At 57.5% G+C, this 16,234-nt stretch carries 12 protein-coding genes; 1 reads left to right on the top strand and 11 read right to left on the bottom strand.

Features of this window, described 5'->3' with window-relative positions:
• Nucleotides 1–354: 354 nt before the first annotated feature.
• The 7 genes from KVG85_RS11755 to puuE all read right to left on the bottom strand — a co-directional run bounded on the left by KVG85_RS11755 (nucleotide 355) and on the right by puuE (nucleotide 7,349).
• Nucleotides 355–1,140, bottom strand: coding sequence for an outer membrane protein OmpK (locus KVG85_RS11755; protein WP_217863939.1), 786 nt, complete (start codon nucleotides 1,138–1,140; stop codon nucleotides 355–357).
• A 162-nt stretch (nucleotides 1,141–1,302) separates the two neighbouring features.
• Nucleotides 1,303–2,655 (bottom strand): nucleobase:cation symporter-2 family protein, encoded by a 1,353-nt coding sequence (locus KVG85_RS11750; RefSeq protein WP_130929264.1) that lies wholly within the window; start codon nucleotides 2,653–2,655, stop codon nucleotides 1,303–1,305.
• A 162-nt stretch (nucleotides 2,656–2,817) separates the two neighbouring features.
• Nucleotides 2,818–4,131, bottom strand: coding sequence for a urate hydroxylase PuuD (locus KVG85_RS11745; RefSeq protein WP_217863938.1), 1,314 nt, complete (start codon nucleotides 4,129–4,131; stop codon nucleotides 2,818–2,820).
• Between the two features lie 51 nt (nucleotides 4,132–4,182).
• A complete protein-coding gene (locus KVG85_RS11740; RefSeq protein ID WP_016773758.1) occupies nucleotides 4,183–4,686 on the bottom strand; it encodes an ureidoglycolate lyase in 504 nt (167 codons plus the stop codon).
• Between the two features lie 141 nt (nucleotides 4,687–4,827).
• Nucleotides 4,828–5,823 carry an allantoicase gene (gene alc / locus KVG85_RS11735; RefSeq protein WP_217863937.1) on the bottom strand — a complete coding sequence of 332 codons (996 nt, stop codon included), beginning with the start codon at nucleotides 5,821–5,823 and terminating at the stop codon, nucleotides 4,828–4,830.
• An 87-nt stretch (nucleotides 5,824–5,910) separates the two neighbouring features.
• Nucleotides 5,911–6,426 carry a 2-oxo-4-hydroxy-4-carboxy-5-ureidoimidazoline decarboxylase gene (gene uraD, locus KVG85_RS11730; protein WP_016773760.1) on the bottom strand — a complete coding sequence of 172 codons (516 nt, stop codon included), beginning with the start codon at nucleotides 6,424–6,426 and terminating at the stop codon, nucleotides 5,911–5,913.
• Entirely contained in the window at nucleotides 6,423–7,349 is a 927-nt protein-coding gene (puuE, locus tag KVG85_RS11725; RefSeq protein ID WP_042608504.1) for an allantoinase PuuE, read from the bottom strand. Before puuE ends, uraD begins: the two co-directional genes overlap by 4 nt.
• Nucleotides 7,350–7,769: 420 nt before the next feature.
• Here puuE and uraH point away from each other — a divergent pair, with 420 nt between their 5' ends.
• Nucleotides 7,770–8,123: a hydroxyisourate hydrolase gene (uraH, locus tag KVG85_RS11720; RefSeq protein WP_041479332.1), complete on the top strand. Its 354-nt coding sequence runs from the start codon at nucleotides 7,770–7,772 to the stop codon at nucleotides 8,121–8,123.
• A gap of 127 nt (nucleotides 8,124–8,250) precedes the next feature.
• Here uraH and KVG85_RS11715 read toward each other — a convergent pair whose 3' ends face one another.
• From KVG85_RS11715 to KVG85_RS11700, 4 genes are all read right to left on the bottom strand, one after another.
• Nucleotides 8,251–10,089 carry a hypothetical protein gene (locus KVG85_RS11715; RefSeq protein ID WP_217863936.1) on the bottom strand — a complete coding sequence of 613 codons (1,839 nt, stop codon included), beginning with the start codon at nucleotides 10,087–10,089 and terminating at the stop codon, nucleotides 8,251–8,253.
• 96 nt (nucleotides 10,090–10,185) lie between these two features.
• Nucleotides 10,186–13,707 (bottom strand): calcium-binding protein, encoded by a 3,522-nt coding sequence (locus KVG85_RS11710; RefSeq protein ID WP_217863935.1) that lies wholly within the window; start codon nucleotides 13,705–13,707, stop codon nucleotides 10,186–10,188.
• Between the two features lie 195 nt (nucleotides 13,708–13,902).
• Complete coding sequence (locus tag KVG85_RS11705) at nucleotides 13,903–14,532, bottom strand: LysE family translocator (RefSeq protein ID WP_217863934.1); 630 nt, start codon at nucleotides 14,530–14,532, stop codon at nucleotides 13,903–13,905.
• Between the two features lie 85 nt (nucleotides 14,533–14,617).
• Nucleotides 14,618–15,967, bottom strand: a complete 1,350-nt coding sequence (locus tag KVG85_RS11700) for an NCS2 family permease (protein ID WP_024012217.1) — start codon at nucleotides 15,965–15,967, stop codon at nucleotides 14,618–14,620.
• Nucleotides 15,968–16,234 lie beyond the last annotated feature (267 nt).

The following is a 16,234-nucleotide window of genomic DNA, read 5'->3' as shown; positions in this document are numbered from 1 at the left end:
AGGTGTTCCACGTTATTTTTTTAAGTTCGGCGCTCTGATGTGGCGCCTTTTTTCGTACCGCAAATTTCATCCGATCGGTCAGCTTTGAATGCTGGTAGCAAAAGCTGCGCCAAGGCTTTCGAAAAACCAAAAAACGCCCGTTCGGCTGCTGAAAAACAGTCGACGAGCGTGTTTTCGGGATGCCTCAGGACTGACCGCAGCCGGGATAAGTTGGCTTTTCGGTCAGAAATTGAATTCGGGCTTTTTTTTAGAGCGAATTCGGAAGGCCGCGGAGAATACTGACTCCTCGGCCAAGGCTCAAGTGCCCCGCAACAGAGCACCGACGACAGGCATGGCGCACGGTTGCGGGCCATTTCAGAAGTGCACCTTCAGCAGCAGGCTGGCAGTGTTCTGGTTGGTATCGAACGAGTGGCTGTTTTCAATGCCGTATTTGTTCTTCCAGAAGCTGTACTCAGTGCCGACGTACACTTGCTTCTGACTCCAGCCCAGGGCTTTGCCGAGGTCGTATTTGATCTGCGGATTGATGTGCAGGTTAGCGTGGTAGGTGCCGCGTGAGTTTTCGTCGTTGTCGACGACCCAGTCGAGGTAGCCGTCGATCAGCACATCGGAATTGCCCAGCGGGAAACTGTAGGACCATGCGGGGGTGATCTGCCAGACACCGTCGCCGGGCCGCGGGCCTTCGGTCTGGCGGCGGAAAATGTTCAGGGTGACGTAGTTGAAGCCGGGCACTTTGAGGTCGAAGCCGGGACCGATCAGGTAGGCCTCGCTTTCGCCTTCGCCGTACTCGTAGGTCATTGCCAGCAGCACATCCTTGATCGGGCCGAACTCGATCTTGCGATCAAGGATCTTGCCGAACGACAGGCGCGGGGTGAACTCGCCGTAGAAGGTGTGCGGACCTTTGTTCGGGTCCTCCTTGCCGTTGTAGAAGATCTTGTCGACGAACAGAAAGTTGTCGCCGTACTTCCACTTGTCGGCGTACTCGAAGGTGACCGTCTGCTGATACGACGGGTTGATCGCGAAGTTCTTGCCGTACAGATAGCTGAGGCTGTTGCTCTGCCACAGCAGCAGATCGCCGGCCATGGCCTGACTCGCGGCCAGCAGGCCGCCACTCAACAGAACGTTGCTTTGCGTGCGGATCATCTGTTGCTCCCTGTTGTTTTTATTGTTTGAGGCACAAGCAGTTGCGTAGTCCCTGTGGGAGCGAGCCTGCTCGCGAAGCGGTTGTGTCAGTCGCCATCAATGTTGAATGACACAGCGCTTTCGCGAGCAGGCTCGCTCCCACAGGTGGTGTGGTGGTTTCAATCAGTGCGCATGGCAATCATTGATCGCCGCACGCTCCTTGCCGCCGAGGATGTTGAACAGCAGGTTCAGCGTCAGCGCGCTAAGGGTGGCCATGGCGATGCCGCTGTGGGTGATCGGGCTCATCCACAGCGGCAGGTGGGCGAAGAATTCCGGACGTACCACCGGGATCAGGCCCATACCGATGCTCACCGCGACCAGCAGCTGATTGCGGCGGTCACCGATGTCCGCCTCCTGGAGGATCTTGATGCCAGTCGCGGCGACCATGCCGAACATCGCAATCGCCGCGCCGCCCAGCACCGCCGGTGGAATCGATGCCACCAGAAACGCCGCTTTCGGCAACAGGCTGAGGACGATCAGTAGACCGCCGGCAACGATGGTCACCGAACGGCAGCGCACACCGGTCATCTGCACCAGGCCGATGTTCTGCGCGAACGAGGAGTGGGTGAAGGTGTTGAAGAAACCGGCGAAGAACGAGGCGCCGGCGTCGCACAACAAGCCACGACGGAGCATGCGCGGGCAGACTTCCTGGCCGGTGATCTTGCCCAGCGCGAGGAACATCCCGGTGGACTCGACGAAGATGATCACCACCACCAGACACATCGACAGAATCGGCGCCAGCTCGAATTTCGGCATGCCGAAATGCAACGGGGTGACGAACTGAATCCACGGTGCGCTGGCCATGCCGCTGAGGTCGACCATGCCGATCACGCCGCACAATACATAGCCCAGGCACATGCCGATCAGCACCGAAATGTTGACCCAGAATCCGCGCATGAAGCGGTGAACCAACAGGATGGTGGCCAACACCAGCGCGGCGATGGCCAGGTAAATCGGCGAACCGAATTGCGCGGCTTCGACACCGCCTCCGGCCCAGTTCACGGCCACGGGGAACAACGATAAACCGATCGAGGTGATGACCGTGCCGGTCACCAGCGGCGGGAAGAAACGCACGACCTTGGACATGAACGGCGCGATCAGCATGCCGAAGAAACCGGCAGCTATCGTCGCACCAAAGATGCCTTGCAGACCGATGCCGGGCATGCCGGCCATGGCCACCATGCTGCCGACCGCAGCGAAACTGGCACCCATCATCACCGGCATGCGAATGCCCATCGGGCCGATGCCGAGCGACTGCACGATAGTGGCGATGCCGGCGACGAGCAGGTCGGCGTTGATCAGGAAGGCGATTTCTTCACGACTCAGGCCAGCGGCCTGTCCGATGATCAGCGGCACCGCGATGGCACCGCCGTACATCAGCAGAACATGTTGCAGACCGACCAGGATCAGTTGCAAAAGGGGCAAACGCTGAATGGCGGGTGCGTCGGGGATGCGCGCTTTGGACAGCTCGGACATGCAACACCTCGGATCTTTTTTATTCTTGTGATTAACAGCTGCCGGGTTGCTTGCAGCTGTTTCTTTGCATCAGGGGAGACCGCGTTGCGGCGGCCATTCGCGAGCAGGCTCGCTCCCACAGGATCTCTGTAGGCGTGAGCCTGCTCGCGATGCTTTCAACGATTAATTGGTCTGCGCTCCCTGGGCAATCCAGGCACCGATCAGGTCACGTTCCTGCTGGGTCATCTGGGTGATGTTGCCCAGTGGCATGATCTGCGTGGTGATGGCTTGCGCCTGAATGCGCGCCGCGTTCTGGCGAATCTGCTCGGGGGTGTCGAACATCACACCGGCCGGGGCTGCGCTGAACAACGGGCTGGTTGGCTTGGACGAGTGGCACACCGTGCAACGCTCCTGAATCACGTTGTGCACTTTGTCGAAACCGGGGCCGGCATTCGAGGCTTGCGCGGGTGCCGCCGCAGGGGCTGCGGGTGCCGCAGATTGCGCCGCTTCGGCCGGTTTCGCGCCACCGCCCAGTGCCGTTTCCGGCAGCGGTTGGTACTCGATTTTCGCCGGTGCCTTGGCCACTTCAGGTGCAGTCGACATCGGCGTCGGGCCGGTGACGTAGGCCAGGCAGATCATGCCCACCGCTGCCACCGGCAGGGTCCAGGCAAACTTGTGGCTGTCGTGACGAGTGTTGAAGTAGTGACGCACCAATACCGCCAACACCGCGATCCCGGCGAGGATCAACCAGTTGTACTGGCTGCCGTAAGTGCTCGGGAAGTGGTTGCTGATCATGATGAACAGCACTGGCAGGGTGAAGTAGTTGTTGTGACGCGAACGCAGCAGGCCCTTGGCCGGCAGGGCCGGATCAGGCGTACGGTTCTCGGCGATCGCCGCGACCAGTGCCCGTTGCGCCGGCATGATGATGCGGAACACGTTGCCGACCATGATGGTGCCGATGATCGCGCCGACGTGCAGGTACGCACCACGACCGCTGAACACTTTGCTGAAGCCATAGGCGGCGGCAATGATCAGGACGAACAGGATAAAGCCGAGCAGGGCGGGTTTCTTGCCCAGGGCCGAATCGCAGAGGAAGTCGTAGACGAACCAGCCGACGATCAGCGAGCCGATACCGATGGCCACGCCTTCAGGACCGCTGAGGCCGCTGCCGGGTGCGACGAGGTAGAGCACCGGATTGGAGTAGAACACCACGCACAGCAGCGCGATCCCCGACATCCAGGTGAAGTAGGCTTCCCACTTGAACCAGTGCAGGTTGTCCGGCATGGACGGTGGGGCCAGTTTGTATTTTTCCAGGTGGTAGATGCCGCCGCCGTGGATTGCCCACAGATCACCGGCCAGACCGGTTTTCGGGTTGACGCGGTTGAGGTTGTTCTCCAGCCAGACGAAGTAGAACGACGCGCCGATCCAGGCCACGCCAGTGATCATGTGAACCCAGCGCACGCTCAGGTTCAGCCATTCCAACAGATGTGCTTCCACAGTCTTTACCTCTCGCCTGTCACTCTTGTTGTCGAGTGATCAGACCTTCTCTTATTGGTGGGGGGCGAGGATCAACCGCTCATCCTCTTTGAAAAAATGCTCATCGCAGTTATTGCCTGTGCCACTGCGATCAACCACCAGGAAGTCATCCCGCTTTTCGATCGTCAGCACCGGGTGGTGCCAGACGCCGCGATGGTAATTGATGCCCTGCCTGCCGTTGGTGACGAAGGCGCGGACCAAGCCTGATACAGGTTCATCGCCAACTGGCGCGACCACGATCAGAAAGGGGTTGCCGAGCAGCGGAATGAAAGCCTGGCTGCCCAGCGGATGGCGTTCCAGCATGCAAACGGTCAGCGGCATGTCCTGCGCGTCGGCGCGGAAAATGCTGATGATTGCGTTGTCCTCAGGCGTAGCGGTTTCGACCGTCGCCAGTTTGTGGAAGCGCATGGTCGAACCGTTGTTGATCATGAAGTGATCGCTGCCGTCGGTTTCGATCACGTCACCGAAAGGGGCGAAGGCTTCTTTGGTCAGCGGTTCAATCGTCAATGTGCGCATGCTGTTCTTCTTTTCGTTGAGAGATCGTTCCCACGCTCTGCGTGGGAGTGCAGCCCGTGACGCTCCGCGTCACATCCAAAGCGGACGCAGAGCGTCCAGTGATGCGTTCCCACGCAGAGCGTGGGAACGATCATTGCGGTGTTATTTAGCGACCTTGCCCAATACACGCAGGCGACTCACGCCACCATCCGGGAACACGTTCAGGCGGATGTGGGTGATCAGGCCGAGTGCCTTGATCTGCTCGACGAAGGTGTGTTCGGCGTGCATTTCCAGCTTCTGGCTTGGCAGCAGTTCGCGCCAGAACAGCGACTGGGTTTCGATCTGGCTGTCGGTGCCGCCCTTGACGAACGCGCCCTGGATCGAGCAGGTGTCCGGGTAGTTGCCTTTGAAGTGCAGGGTATCGACGACGATCTTCTCGATCTCGCCCGGATGACCCAGGGCGACGATTACCCAGTCATTGCCCGGCGTACGACGACGTGCGGTTTCCCAGCCGTCGCCCATGTTGATGCCACGGCCCGGGTTGAGGATGTTGCTCATGCGGCCGAAGTGTTCGTCGGAGCAGGCGAGGGCGCGGCCACCATTGAGGGCTGCGGCCAAGTCCACTTGCTCGTTGTCGCCCACAGCGGACCAGTCGCGGAACGGAATGCCGTACACGCGCAGACGGGCCACACCGCCATCCGGGTAGATGTTGAAACGCAGGTGACTGAACGCCTGGTCGTTGCTGATTTCATGGTAGTGGTGGCTGTTGCCCTGCAGCTCGACGGCCGACAGCACTTCGGTCCACTGAGTGTTTTCATCGGGCTCGCCCGAGGCCAGGAAGCACGCTTCCAGCGAGGCCGATGGCGGGTAGTTGCCGGTGAAGAATGAAGTGTCGATGTCCACGCCTTTGATCGAGCCCGGTACGCCCAGACGGATCACCGCGCTGTCGTAACCTTCGAAGCGCTTGCGGCGCGACTCCCAGCCGTCCATCCACTTGCCGTTGTCATCGAACACGCCCTCCTTCCATACGGCCGGGGTCGGTTGGAACAGACGATTGGCGTCTGCGAACCAGTCATCGGTGACCGAAATGATCTTGGTGCCCAGACGGGCGTCGGCCAGGTTGACGTATTTTTCGAAAGGTACGGCGTAAGCTTTCATTCTTCTTGTCTGCCTTTGATAAGTTGGCTGGGGATGCTCGCAGGGCCCTGGGCGTTTGCGCGTTCATTCACGCTCGGGCCAGGCTTGCTAAAGAGTCAGTAAACGGAACAGGGCAATCTTGTTGATCTCCGCCAACGCGCATTTGAACTCGGCTTCCACCGAATTGTTGATGCGCGTTTCGAACGCCGCGAGGATCTGATGCCGGTTGCTGCCTTTTACCGCCATGATGAAGGGAAACTTGAACTTGGCTTTGTAGGCGTCGTTCAGCTCGGTGAAGCGCTGGAACTCTTCGGCCGTGCATTGGTGAATACCGGCGCCAGCCTGTTCATTGGTGCTGGCTTCGGTCAGTTGGCCCTGGACGGCGGCTTTGCCGGCCAGGTCCGGGTGAGCGTTGATCAGGGCCAGCTGGCTGGCATGATCGGCGCTCAACAGGATATCGCTCATGCGCTGGTGCAGGGTTTCGATCTCGTCGATCGAAGCGTCCGCACCGAGGTCGTAGGCCTTTTCGGCCACCCATGGCGAATGTTCGTAGATGTCGGCGAAGGCTTTGACGAAAGCGTCGCGGCTCAGGGTCGACGGTTGCAGGGTTTGAAAGCGGCTCATTTTGCAGTCCCTTGGTACGGGTGGGTTTGCTGCCAGTGACGCGCGATGTCGACGCGACGGCTGAACCACACCTGTTCATGACTTTTGGCGTATTCGATAAAGCGCTTGAGCGAAGCGAGGCGACCAGGGCGGCCGATCAGGCGGCAATGCAGACCAATCGAAAGCATTTTCGGCGCCTCGGCACCTTCGGCGTAAAGCACGTCGAACGCGTCTTTGAGGTATTCGAAGAAATCGTCACCCTTGTTGAAACCCTGCACTTGCGTGAAGCGCATGTCGTTGGTGTCGAGGGTGTAGGGGATCACCAGATGCGGTTTGCCGGTGGGGTTGTTCGGTTCCCAGTAGGGCAGGTCGTCGTCGTAGGTGTCGCAGTCGTAGAGGAAACCGCCTTCTTCCATCACCAGCCGGCGGGTGTTCGGCCCGGTGCGGCCGGTGTACCAGCCCAGCGGACGTTCGCCGGTCAGTTCGGTGAGGATGCGGATCGCTTCGAGCATGTGCTCGCGTTCCTGCGCTTCATCCATGTACTGATAGTCGATCCAGCGGTAGCCATGGCTGCAGATTTCGTGGCCGGCCTCGACCATCGCACGGATCACGTCCGGGTGACGCTGGGCGGCCATGGCCACGGCGAAGATGGTCAGCGGAATGTCGAATTCCTTGAACAGCTTCAAAATCCGCCAGACGCCGGCACGGCTGCCATACTCGTAAAGCGATTCCATGCTCATGTTGCGCGCGCCTTGCAGCGGCTGAGCGGCGACCATTTCGGAGAGGAAGGCTTCGGATTCCTTGTCGCCGTGCAGAATGTTGCGCTCGCCACCTTCTTCGTAATTGAGCACGAAGGACAGGGCGATCCGGGCATTGCCCGGCCAGTGTGGGTGAGGAGGGTTACTGCCGTAACCGATCAGGTCGCGTGGGTAGTCAGCGCTCACTGCAGTCTTCCTTCTTGTACGTTGACAGATTGGTGTGGCGGCCTGGCAGGCTGGCGTCACAGCGATGGGCTGATTGTATACAACTTTATTTACATTTTGTAAGCCTGAATTTTCGCATTTTTCACCGGCCGTCATCTTTTGCTGCTAATGGTTCAAGCCTGCAAGAAACCTGCCTGGCCAGTCAGCTAATGAATAGAAGGTTCAATGATCAGGCGCTTTGCTGGTTGATTGGCGATAAACGCCCGGGTGGCGGGGGTGAGGCGAAAAATGTCGTTTTTATTGTGTACAATTTTTTTGAAAAGTGTCTTAATCAGTCGCTCGCCGCAGCGTTTCGTGCTCTGAAACGGTGCGGTCTCCTTTTCAACTGACTTCGGGAGGCGCGAAGTCTGACCGTTTGTTGCGGGCAGGCGCGCAGAATCAATGGGACGTTTGACAACACACGTTTTGGACGCTGCACACGGTTGCCCGGGCAGCTCGATCAAGGTCGAGCTGTACCGCGTTGAAGGATCGCACCTGGAATTGGTCGCCAGTGCGACAACCAACAGCGATGGCCGGGTCGATGCGCCGTTGCTGCAAGGCGACGATTATCGCACCGGGGTTTATCAGGTGCAGTTTCATGCCGGCGATTACTACCGCGCCCGTGGCGTACAACTGCCCGAGCCGGCGTTTCTCGATGTCGTCGTACTGCGTTTCGGCATTTCCGCCGAGCAGGAGCACTATCACGTGCCCCTGCTGATTTCGCCTTACAGCTATTCCACGTATCGGGGCAGCTGACCCCCAAGCAGCTGCCCCCACCGGGAAGCGACTGCGCATATAGCTTCTTTGGTCTTTCGCCCGCTCACACTGCGGGCTTTTTTTATGCCTGTTTACAGCTCAACCGCCGGTGCAGGTGGGTAGCGGCTCATCGCTCGCGGATAATGAATACCGAATCTGGCGTGGACGCGACCTTCAATACACCCCCGATCAGCCATACCACTTTGTTCTGCGCCGCTGCATCGGTCAGTGCCTTGAAGGCGTCCTCACCGATTCTGGCGGGCAAGCCCGGTTCCGTCAGTTCGTTGCCAGGCACATGAGTCAGGCCGGCCTGACTGATTGCTCCCAGTTTCAAAAAGAAGATCTGATCGCGACCGGCTCGTTTGAAGACCAGCGTCGGCATTCTGTGCTCATAAGTCAGTGGAAACAGCTCGTAACCACAGCCGACCAGCAACGCGCCGAGCAATCGCCGCAGATTCAGATCCGACGGATAGGTCTTGTAATGATTCCAGGCAGAGGGGAAATGCTGCGGATCGAAGCTCAGGCGTTGCAATTCGCTGTCGGTCTGGGAAGGCATCGGAATAAGCCGTTTGCTTCCCAGGTCGATGTCCGGCGCGATGGCGAGCATATTCAGCGGGTCGGCAAAATCAGGCGCTGTGGAAAACGGCAGTTGTTTCCATTGATGCAAGACGGCCTGAACGTTGATCAGGCCGGTGCCGGTAATCGTCGGGGAATGATCGGCGAGTTCGAACAACCTGCGGGCGACGGCCCTTGCTGTTGCTTCAGAGAAATCGGGGAACGCCCGAGCGACGGACGTTGATATCGGTTCTTCAAAAAAGCGTTTGCCCGGATGGACTTCACCCGGATCACTGCCGATGCGAAAAGTCGCTACTGGCTGTCGCTCGGGCATGTTTGTCAGCATGCTTTCGAAAGTATTGAAATCTGTCGGGACAAACTCGGGATGACATACGAAATACACTCGGGGTGTCGGATTCGAACCAACAGGGACAATTGGATAATGCAGCCAGCCAAGCTGTACCGATTCGATGTGCGCAGGTTTGTTGAGGTGCCCCCAGGGAAGCCAGAAATACGGGGTCAGCTCGTCAGGTGGAGTCGTGGCTTTCGACGCGGTTAGCGTTTCTGTGGCCTCGACAAGTCGTGGACGCTTGCTCGGGCCGGGTACTGCTTCGTCGGACTGGCTGGCTTCGGGCTTGGTATCGGATGGCTTTGACCCGAGTGTTTTTCGTCGCCAGAAAACGGTGCCGGGGATTTGCTCAAAGAAAACGTCGGGTGCATTGGTCGTTGAGGAAAACGCTTGTTGATATTCACCGTCCTTGTTTTTGCGCACCATGACTGTGCCGTCGACCGTGGTCACGAAGGTCTGCCTGAGTCGGTTGTAACGAAGGCCTTCTGTCGCCATTTCCGGCTTGGTCAACGTCATGGCGTCGGCCGGCGAGATGTATGAGGGCAGGTGTGGCGTGGAGGAAGCAGGCCGGTTGGAGGGCCTCTCGGGCCGCTGGATTTGCCAGATCGCCTGACCCTCGGTTCGCGTCAGGGGCAGGCCGGGCACGCCGGGCGCAAAGGTCAAAGGCAGATGATAATTGCCTTGCCCGTCCTGCTCGACGACAAACTGGCCTTCATGGGCGATTTGAGCGTAAGTGCGCTGATCCGGTCCAGTGAACAAGCCATCGTCCTGCGCCACAGGTACCAGTTCGTGAAAACGCTCTTGCGGCCAGGCGATTGCGTTGCGAGTGGCGCTGAAATCATGCGCTGCATCTGGCAACGCATGAAGGCTGACCGTGGGCACTGCGTTGGCTGCGGCAGAGGTGCCTGCCGCTTGGCTGATCGCCGGCGAATCAATGCCCAGGAGCAGGGCGTCAGGCATGTCCAGGCCCACATTTTTGACGAGGGGCGGTGATACGGGATGTGTGGCATCGGGCGAATCGGGCGATTTAATGGTCGGGATTTTTTTGGGTGATTTGGCCATGGGAAATACTCGGAAAAAGAGCGCGCAGACGCGTGCGGGTGCCGCGTAGACAGTACGCTGATAAAAAAAGGGTGTTTGTTGACGGGTTAACGCGAATTACGCGGGAGGCACTTTCATCAGCGAAACGGGGCGGAAAATGTTGGTCTGGTGACTGCAGCGATTCACTACTCTTAAAGCAGATTTTTCGATGCGGGATTTGTCGGCACGCAATACCCAGCCATGGGCGGCCAGGTTATAGCCCACGCGCGCGGTTTCGTCAGTGACGCAGATAACGTTCCAGACTTTGACTTCCTCGTTGGCCAATGCGGCAAGATGTGGCGGGAGCGCTTTTGAAGCGTCGGGCTCTTCGAAAAAACGTGCATCGAGCCCATCCAGATAAATACGATCAAAGACCAGATCGACCGTGTGCACAACTCCACCGGTTGTAATAACGCGGATTTGATCTATCAGATCTTCGCTTCCATAGACCGGCAGATAAAAAGTGGTCGTGCCGATGGAGAGCCGGTTTTCTTCCAGTCTTATTTCGACATTGCCGAGTTGCGTTGCATCAAGTTCCCAAGTGGATGAATAGGGCAGGCGAACTTTGGCATCGGCAAGTGCGCCGGGAGTCGAGAGTTTGATGGTCATGTCAGGAAGTACGTGGATGAGATAACTCGAACCTTCTCCTTCGTAGTTGTCCATGTCGGTTTGCACGGCCAGTCGAATTGGCGTTGCGCAAACCCTCGTACGGCCCATTGGCTCAGCTGCTTTTTCAGCGAGATTATGAATGTAGCGCCGAGAGCGAACCTTGAGCGGCACTTCCATCTGGGTTACCCAATCGCGCGATACCGTGAAGTCCGTAAAGGCAGGTGCGATTTCGGTTTGCGCTGTAAGCTCGGCATCCGCCACAACGCCATCCTTGAAGATAAATACGTAACGGCTGAAGGGGCGAACAGCCATGGTGCGCAGGATCTTCGTAATATTGTCGTGATCGTCTTCGTTACGGGCAGCGGAGTAATAATTGAGCTTGATGCTTTTCGCGCCGAAGTGATAGACGAGATGGCAACCAACAGTCAGGTGATATGACTTGGGTTTGTCCGAGAAAAAATGCGCCTCCGCTTTTGTCAGCTCATCGCTGCTGAAATCCAGATATATCCGGGTAATGACATCAGAACGTAAAACTGCGTAAAAAGTGGTTGTATTACCGGTTCTTGGGACGTAATAGGCAGCGGGTTTGCGGTGGCGGATCCAGCATTCCGGTGCATAAATAATGATCGGGTTTACCGGTTTTCCACGTTTGAGGAAAATTTCGGTTATTTCTACGGTTTGGCCGTCCGGGACGGTGTCTGGCAGATCAAGTCTGAAATGGAAATCATCGCTGGTTACGAAAACCAGGTTTTTGTTGCTCAGCTTTCTAGTGTGTTCGGTGTTCGTATAAACGTCATGAATCGTCAACACGTTTTTGAGGTGGTCAGACATTTCGAAGCCCGAACGGATGACCAGGTCGTTACCCTCGATATCCCAGGATTCAATCAGATCCTTGCGCCAGTTCATGACGATGTAGCTGGTCTGTTCACCATCATCGACAATGGAAAAACGCCCCGCCACATGCGCGATGTAATATTGATCGGTGCCGGCGCCTCCCGACGCTTTTGCTCTTTCGTGGGAGAGAAATATCTGGTCGTCCCCGGCGCCAGCTTCAATGACGTCGCTGCCCCGGGATTTGATGATGTTGTTTTGCGCGGAGCCCGTTACCACGCTTGCCGCGCGATGGACTGTCTCAACGTTTTCGATGCTGTCCAGCAAACTGTGCAGGATAGATATCCTGTTGTTGTCGGCATCGACATCGGTGGTGATGATCTGCAATGTTCCAGCCAGCAAATCTACGTCATAGCCAGTTCTGTTGGTATTCCGAGAGGAGTAATGGCCGCCGAGTACCAGTGTGTCATTTCCTGCACCGCCGCTCAGCGTCGAATAATCTGCGACATGGCTATCCCTTTCAAGGAAGTCCGCTGCGTTCTCGAACAGGAACTGGTCATTTTCTTCGCCTCCCGAAAGTTGTTTTTTTCCTGACTTGTAATGGAAGGTATTGGGTTTTTTTTCGACCCCTTTGATCGAGTCGTTGCCCTCGCTGATAAACCAGAGAACGTTCTTGCCCTCGGCGGCAACCCCCAACTCCGCGCCAGGGGTATCTTTTGTAACCCCCGCGCGTGCATCAATGATGTCATCGGTGCCTATCACTTCAGGAACATTGACCGATTCCCACGCATCCTGTTTGGTCCACCAGTTGCGTTTCCAGACCCGCGTTGGTTTCAGCCGCACATCGAACTTGCCATTGACGATGGCTTCAGTGGTCTCTTTCAATGGACCATCAAGCAGCGATCTGGCGGTCTTCTTTAGTTGCAGGGAGTGCTGCAACAGCGTCTTTGCTTTGATGTAGCGATTTTGAACGCTTTGATCGACGTCCATCATGCAGAACGAAAACCATCCGCTACGCCACCGTTCATCGACGGTCAATTCAATGTAGTCATCTATATCGTCAACGATACGAACCGCACCGTAGACCTGCGAGCCAATGGCGAGAATTGCGCCGGCTGCAAGCCCGACGGGGCCGGCAAACGAGAAACCGGCCATCGCGGCAGTGCCGAGAATGACAGTCATGGCTGCACTGGTAATGCTCAGGCCTGCGCTGACGTAATGATCCATCGCTTCTTTGCCGGTGGCATTCTGAGCGGCGTTCATCGACCTTACGGCGGTAAAGATGTCGAAGGGCAGTGTCAGCATGCCGCCGACCAATCCTCCCGATCGACCCAATCTGAGTGCAAAGCGGGTTCTGGCGAAGTCCCGATAAGCGCTTTGCCCGGCTTCGAGCATCTGCGTGGCTATTTTGCTCACCGCGACATCGGCCGCGATGGAACCCAGCTCCGATACAATGCCTGCGCTGTTTATCGCTATTTCAGCAGTGTTTTCGGCTTTGATCGCATCGACAACGCCGCGAATCCCCATGAAGATGCCGAAGCCCTGAATGCCCACGCTGGAGCCCAGCGTCGCGTAACTTTTGGTCAATGCGGCCCAGCGGGGATGATGTTTGGGGACGTGCACGTGTTGCAGATCAAGCGACTGTGCTGCACTCAGAAGTTTGACAAGTTTGTCGCGGTAATTGCCGGATACAGTCTCTGTAGCATTCTCCCTCAATAGCCGGGGAGCGGTGAGTGGGCGCTGGCTGGCCATTTCAAACAGGAGCGTGGGCAACAAGTAGCTATCGCTGCCCGTTGAAGTTTTCAGAAAGTGCTCAACTTTATTGGCGTCGAACTGCAGGCCATTGATAAAAGAACGTTTGGGTCGCCGAAAGAAGCTGTTCTTGCCATTCAACGGTTGGCCGTCAATGGTCGCGCCTAGTCCGTCGAGCGCTGTACGGGTGATCGAAATGTCGCCAATTTCAAAGGGGCCGAATACTTCGTCGACCATCTGCAATTGATTGGATTTGTCATTGGTTCGGTGTTGAACGATGGTTGAGGACTTGTATGCGTTGGATTCGAATTCCAAATCCATGATTACAACCGTATCGGAAACAGGTTGTATGTCCGCATGTATTGCAGGGTCGGTTTGTACTGCTGCTTCGCGTATCAGGGTGGCCATTAGAACTTCCTTGTTCCGGCAATTGTTGTTTAGGCCGGGAATACTACGTTGGCCTTTGAAGAGCTGTATATCGGTGGGTTGTTGCTATCTATTGCATATCAAACATGGAGTGTTGTTCGATTTGGGTGGATACAGAACAACATCATCCTGCGCGAAGTCCGTTCCGGCAGGATGATCAATAGTGGCGCTTTTCAGTCAGTGGCTGCCAAGCAACGAGGCAGCGCCAGCACCACCAAACAGTCCGGCACTGACCCGATTGAACCAACTCTGGCCTTTGCCGCTGCGCAGATAACGTGCGGCGCCGTGGGCGCCCAGACCGTAGGCAAGTTTGCAGCACAGATCGAGCACCACCCAGGTCGCAATCATGATCAGCAATTGCGGCAGAAAAGGTTGTTCTGCGCGAAGAAATTGCGGCAGAAACGCGGCGAAAAACAGGATGTCCTTCGGATTGCTTGCGCCGAGTACAAAAGCGCGCCCGAACAACGTGCGAAAGCGCGGCACCGGTGCAGCCTCAGGTACTTCGGCCCCGGTTGAAGGCTGGCGCGATTGCTGCCAGCTCTGCCAGGCGAGGTAGAACAGGTACAGCGCGCCGACGATTTTCAATGCGCTGAACAACTGTTCCGAGGCCAGCAACAGAGCGCCAAGCCCCAGTGCCGAAGCACTGAGCAGGCAGATCGAGGCGATCACGCCACCCAGGAACGCGGGGTACGACCGGCGCAAACCGTAATTCAGACTGTTGCTGATCATCAACAATGACAGTGGTCCCGGGATCAGGATCACCACCAGTGCAGCGCCACTGAACAGCAGCCAGGTTTCCAGACTCATCGTTTTGCTCCTTTGTTGTTATCGAGATGTGCAAAAGCCCCACCCGTGAGGGTGAGGCTGGTTTGATGCCTGAACCGCGCAGCGCTTACAGGAAGATGAACTTGGCGATGAAGATCGCGCAGAGCACCCACAGGCTCACGGAAATTTCCTTGTACTTGCCGGTGCCGGCCTTCAACGCGACGTAAGTGATGAAGCCCAGCGCGATGCCGTCGGCGACGGAGAAGGTCAGCGGCATCATGATCGCTGTGACGATCGCCGGAATCGCGTCAGTCGCTTCGTCCCATTCAATGTGAGCCATGCCGCCCATCATCAGCATCGCCACGTAAATCAAGGCGCCCGCAGTGGCATAAGCGGGAATCATGCCAGCCAGCGGTGCGAAAAACATGGCCGCTATAAATAGCACACCCACGGTGACGGCGGTAAGACCAGTCCGACCACCAGCGGCGACGCCAGCGGCACTTTCCACGTAACTTGTCACCGGGGGCACGCCAACCACGGCGCCGAATACGCTGGACGCGCTGTCGGCCTTCATCGCCCGCGAGAGGTTTTCGATGCGGCCGTCAGCGGCGACAAGGTTGGCGCGTTGGGCGACGCCCATCAAGGTGCCGGCGGTGTCGAACATGTGCACGAAGAGGAAGGCCAGCACTACGCTGATCATGCTGACGTTGAACACGCCGGCGACGTTCATTGCCATCCAGGTTGGCGCCAGGCTCGGCGGCGCGGACATGATGCCCTCGTAGTGGACCAGACCCAGGCCCCAACCGGCGAGGGTGACGGTGATGATGCTGATCAGAATCGCACCGAACACGCGGTGGTAACTGAGGATCGCGATCATCAGGAAGCAGATCGCGGCGAGCAGTGGGCCGGGTTCGCGCAGCGAGCCAAGTTTGATCAGGGTGGCCGGGCTGTCGACGACGATACCGGCAGTCTTCAGCCCGATCAGGCCCAGGAACAGACCGACACCGGCGCCCATGGCAAACCGCAGGCTGACCGGAATGCTGTTGAGCAGCCACTCGCGAATCCGCGAAAAGGTCAGGAACATGAACAGCACGCCCGAGACGAACACCGCGCCGAGGGCGGTTTCCCAGTTGTAGCCCATGGTGCCGACCACGGTGTAGGTGAAGAAAGCATTGAGGCCCATGCCCGGCGCCAGGCCGACCGGCCAGTTGGCGTAGAGCCCCATCAACAGGCAGCCGAGCGCGGCGGCGATGCAGGTGGCGACGAAGGCTGCACCGTGATCGATCCCGGCATCGGCCATGATGTTCGGGTTGACGAAAATGATGTAAGCCATGGTGATGAAGGTTGTCAGACCGGCAATCAGCTCGGTCTTCACCGTGGTGCCATGCAAGCTGAGTTTGAACAGACGCTCCAGCAGGCCATTGCGTAATGGCGGCGTGAGCTCGAGCGGCGGTGCTTCGGATTTGCGGCTTTCCACAGCGAGTACTCCTCAAGAGTTTTATTGTTATTTCCAGGGCCGGACCCATGAGGGGTGGCAGCGGCCCTTTGAGGCATACGCGAATTTGTTGACCGTGTAGTCAGGAACTCGCACGCAGTGGATTATGCTTTTGTGTACAAATAAAGCAAATATTGTTTTGGTTTTTGTCGCCGATTTTTTTGCTGATAGGGATATATGGCCATCCAGGATGGCTTCGCGAGCAGGTTCGCTCCCACCTTTGTAAAGCGTTCCCCTTTGGGAGCGAGC

The sequence above is a fragment of the Pseudomonas triticicola genome (genome assembly GCF_019145375.1).
Taxonomy (GTDB): domain Bacteria; phylum Pseudomonadota; class Gammaproteobacteria; order Pseudomonadales; family Pseudomonadaceae; genus Aquipseudomonas; species Aquipseudomonas triticicola.
Note: the sequence above shows the minus strand (reverse complement) of the source record. Positions and strands in the feature narration are given on the sequence as shown.

Bases quoted from the DNA above. Each gene is read 5' to 3' on its own strand.
- KVG85_RS11705 (WP_217863934.1), bottom strand. From the start codon at position 14,532: ATGAGTCTGGAAACCTGGCTGCTGTTCAGTGGCGCTGCACTGGTGGTG.
- alc (WP_217863937.1), bottom strand. From the start codon at position 5,823: ATGAAAGCTTACGCCGTACCTTTCGAAAAATACGTCAACCTGGCCGAC.
- KVG85_RS11710 (WP_217863935.1), bottom strand. From the start codon at position 13,707: ATGGCCACCCTGATACGCGAAGCAGCAGTACAAACCGACCCTGCAATA.
- KVG85_RS11755 (WP_217863939.1), bottom strand. From the start codon at position 1,140: ATGATCCGCACGCAAAGCAACGTTCTGTTGAGTGGCGGCCTGCTGGCC.
- KVG85_RS11740 (WP_016773758.1), bottom strand. From the start codon at position 4,686: ATGCGCACATTGACGATTGAACCGCTGACCAAAGAAGCCTTCGCCCCT.
- uraD (WP_016773760.1), bottom strand. From the start codon at position 6,426: ATGAGCCGCTTTCAAACCCTGCAACCGTCGACCCTGAGCCGCGACGCT.
- KVG85_RS11715 (WP_217863936.1), bottom strand. From the start codon at position 10,089: ATGGCCAAATCACCCAAAAAAATCCCGACCATTAAATCGCCCGATTCG.
- KVG85_RS11750 (WP_130929264.1), bottom strand. From the start codon at position 2,655: ATGTCCGAGCTGTCCAAAGCGCGCATCCCCGACGCACCCGCCATTCAG.
- uraH (WP_041479332.1), top strand. From the start codon at position 7,770: ATGGGACGTTTGACAACACACGTTTTGGACGCTGCACACGGTTGCCCG.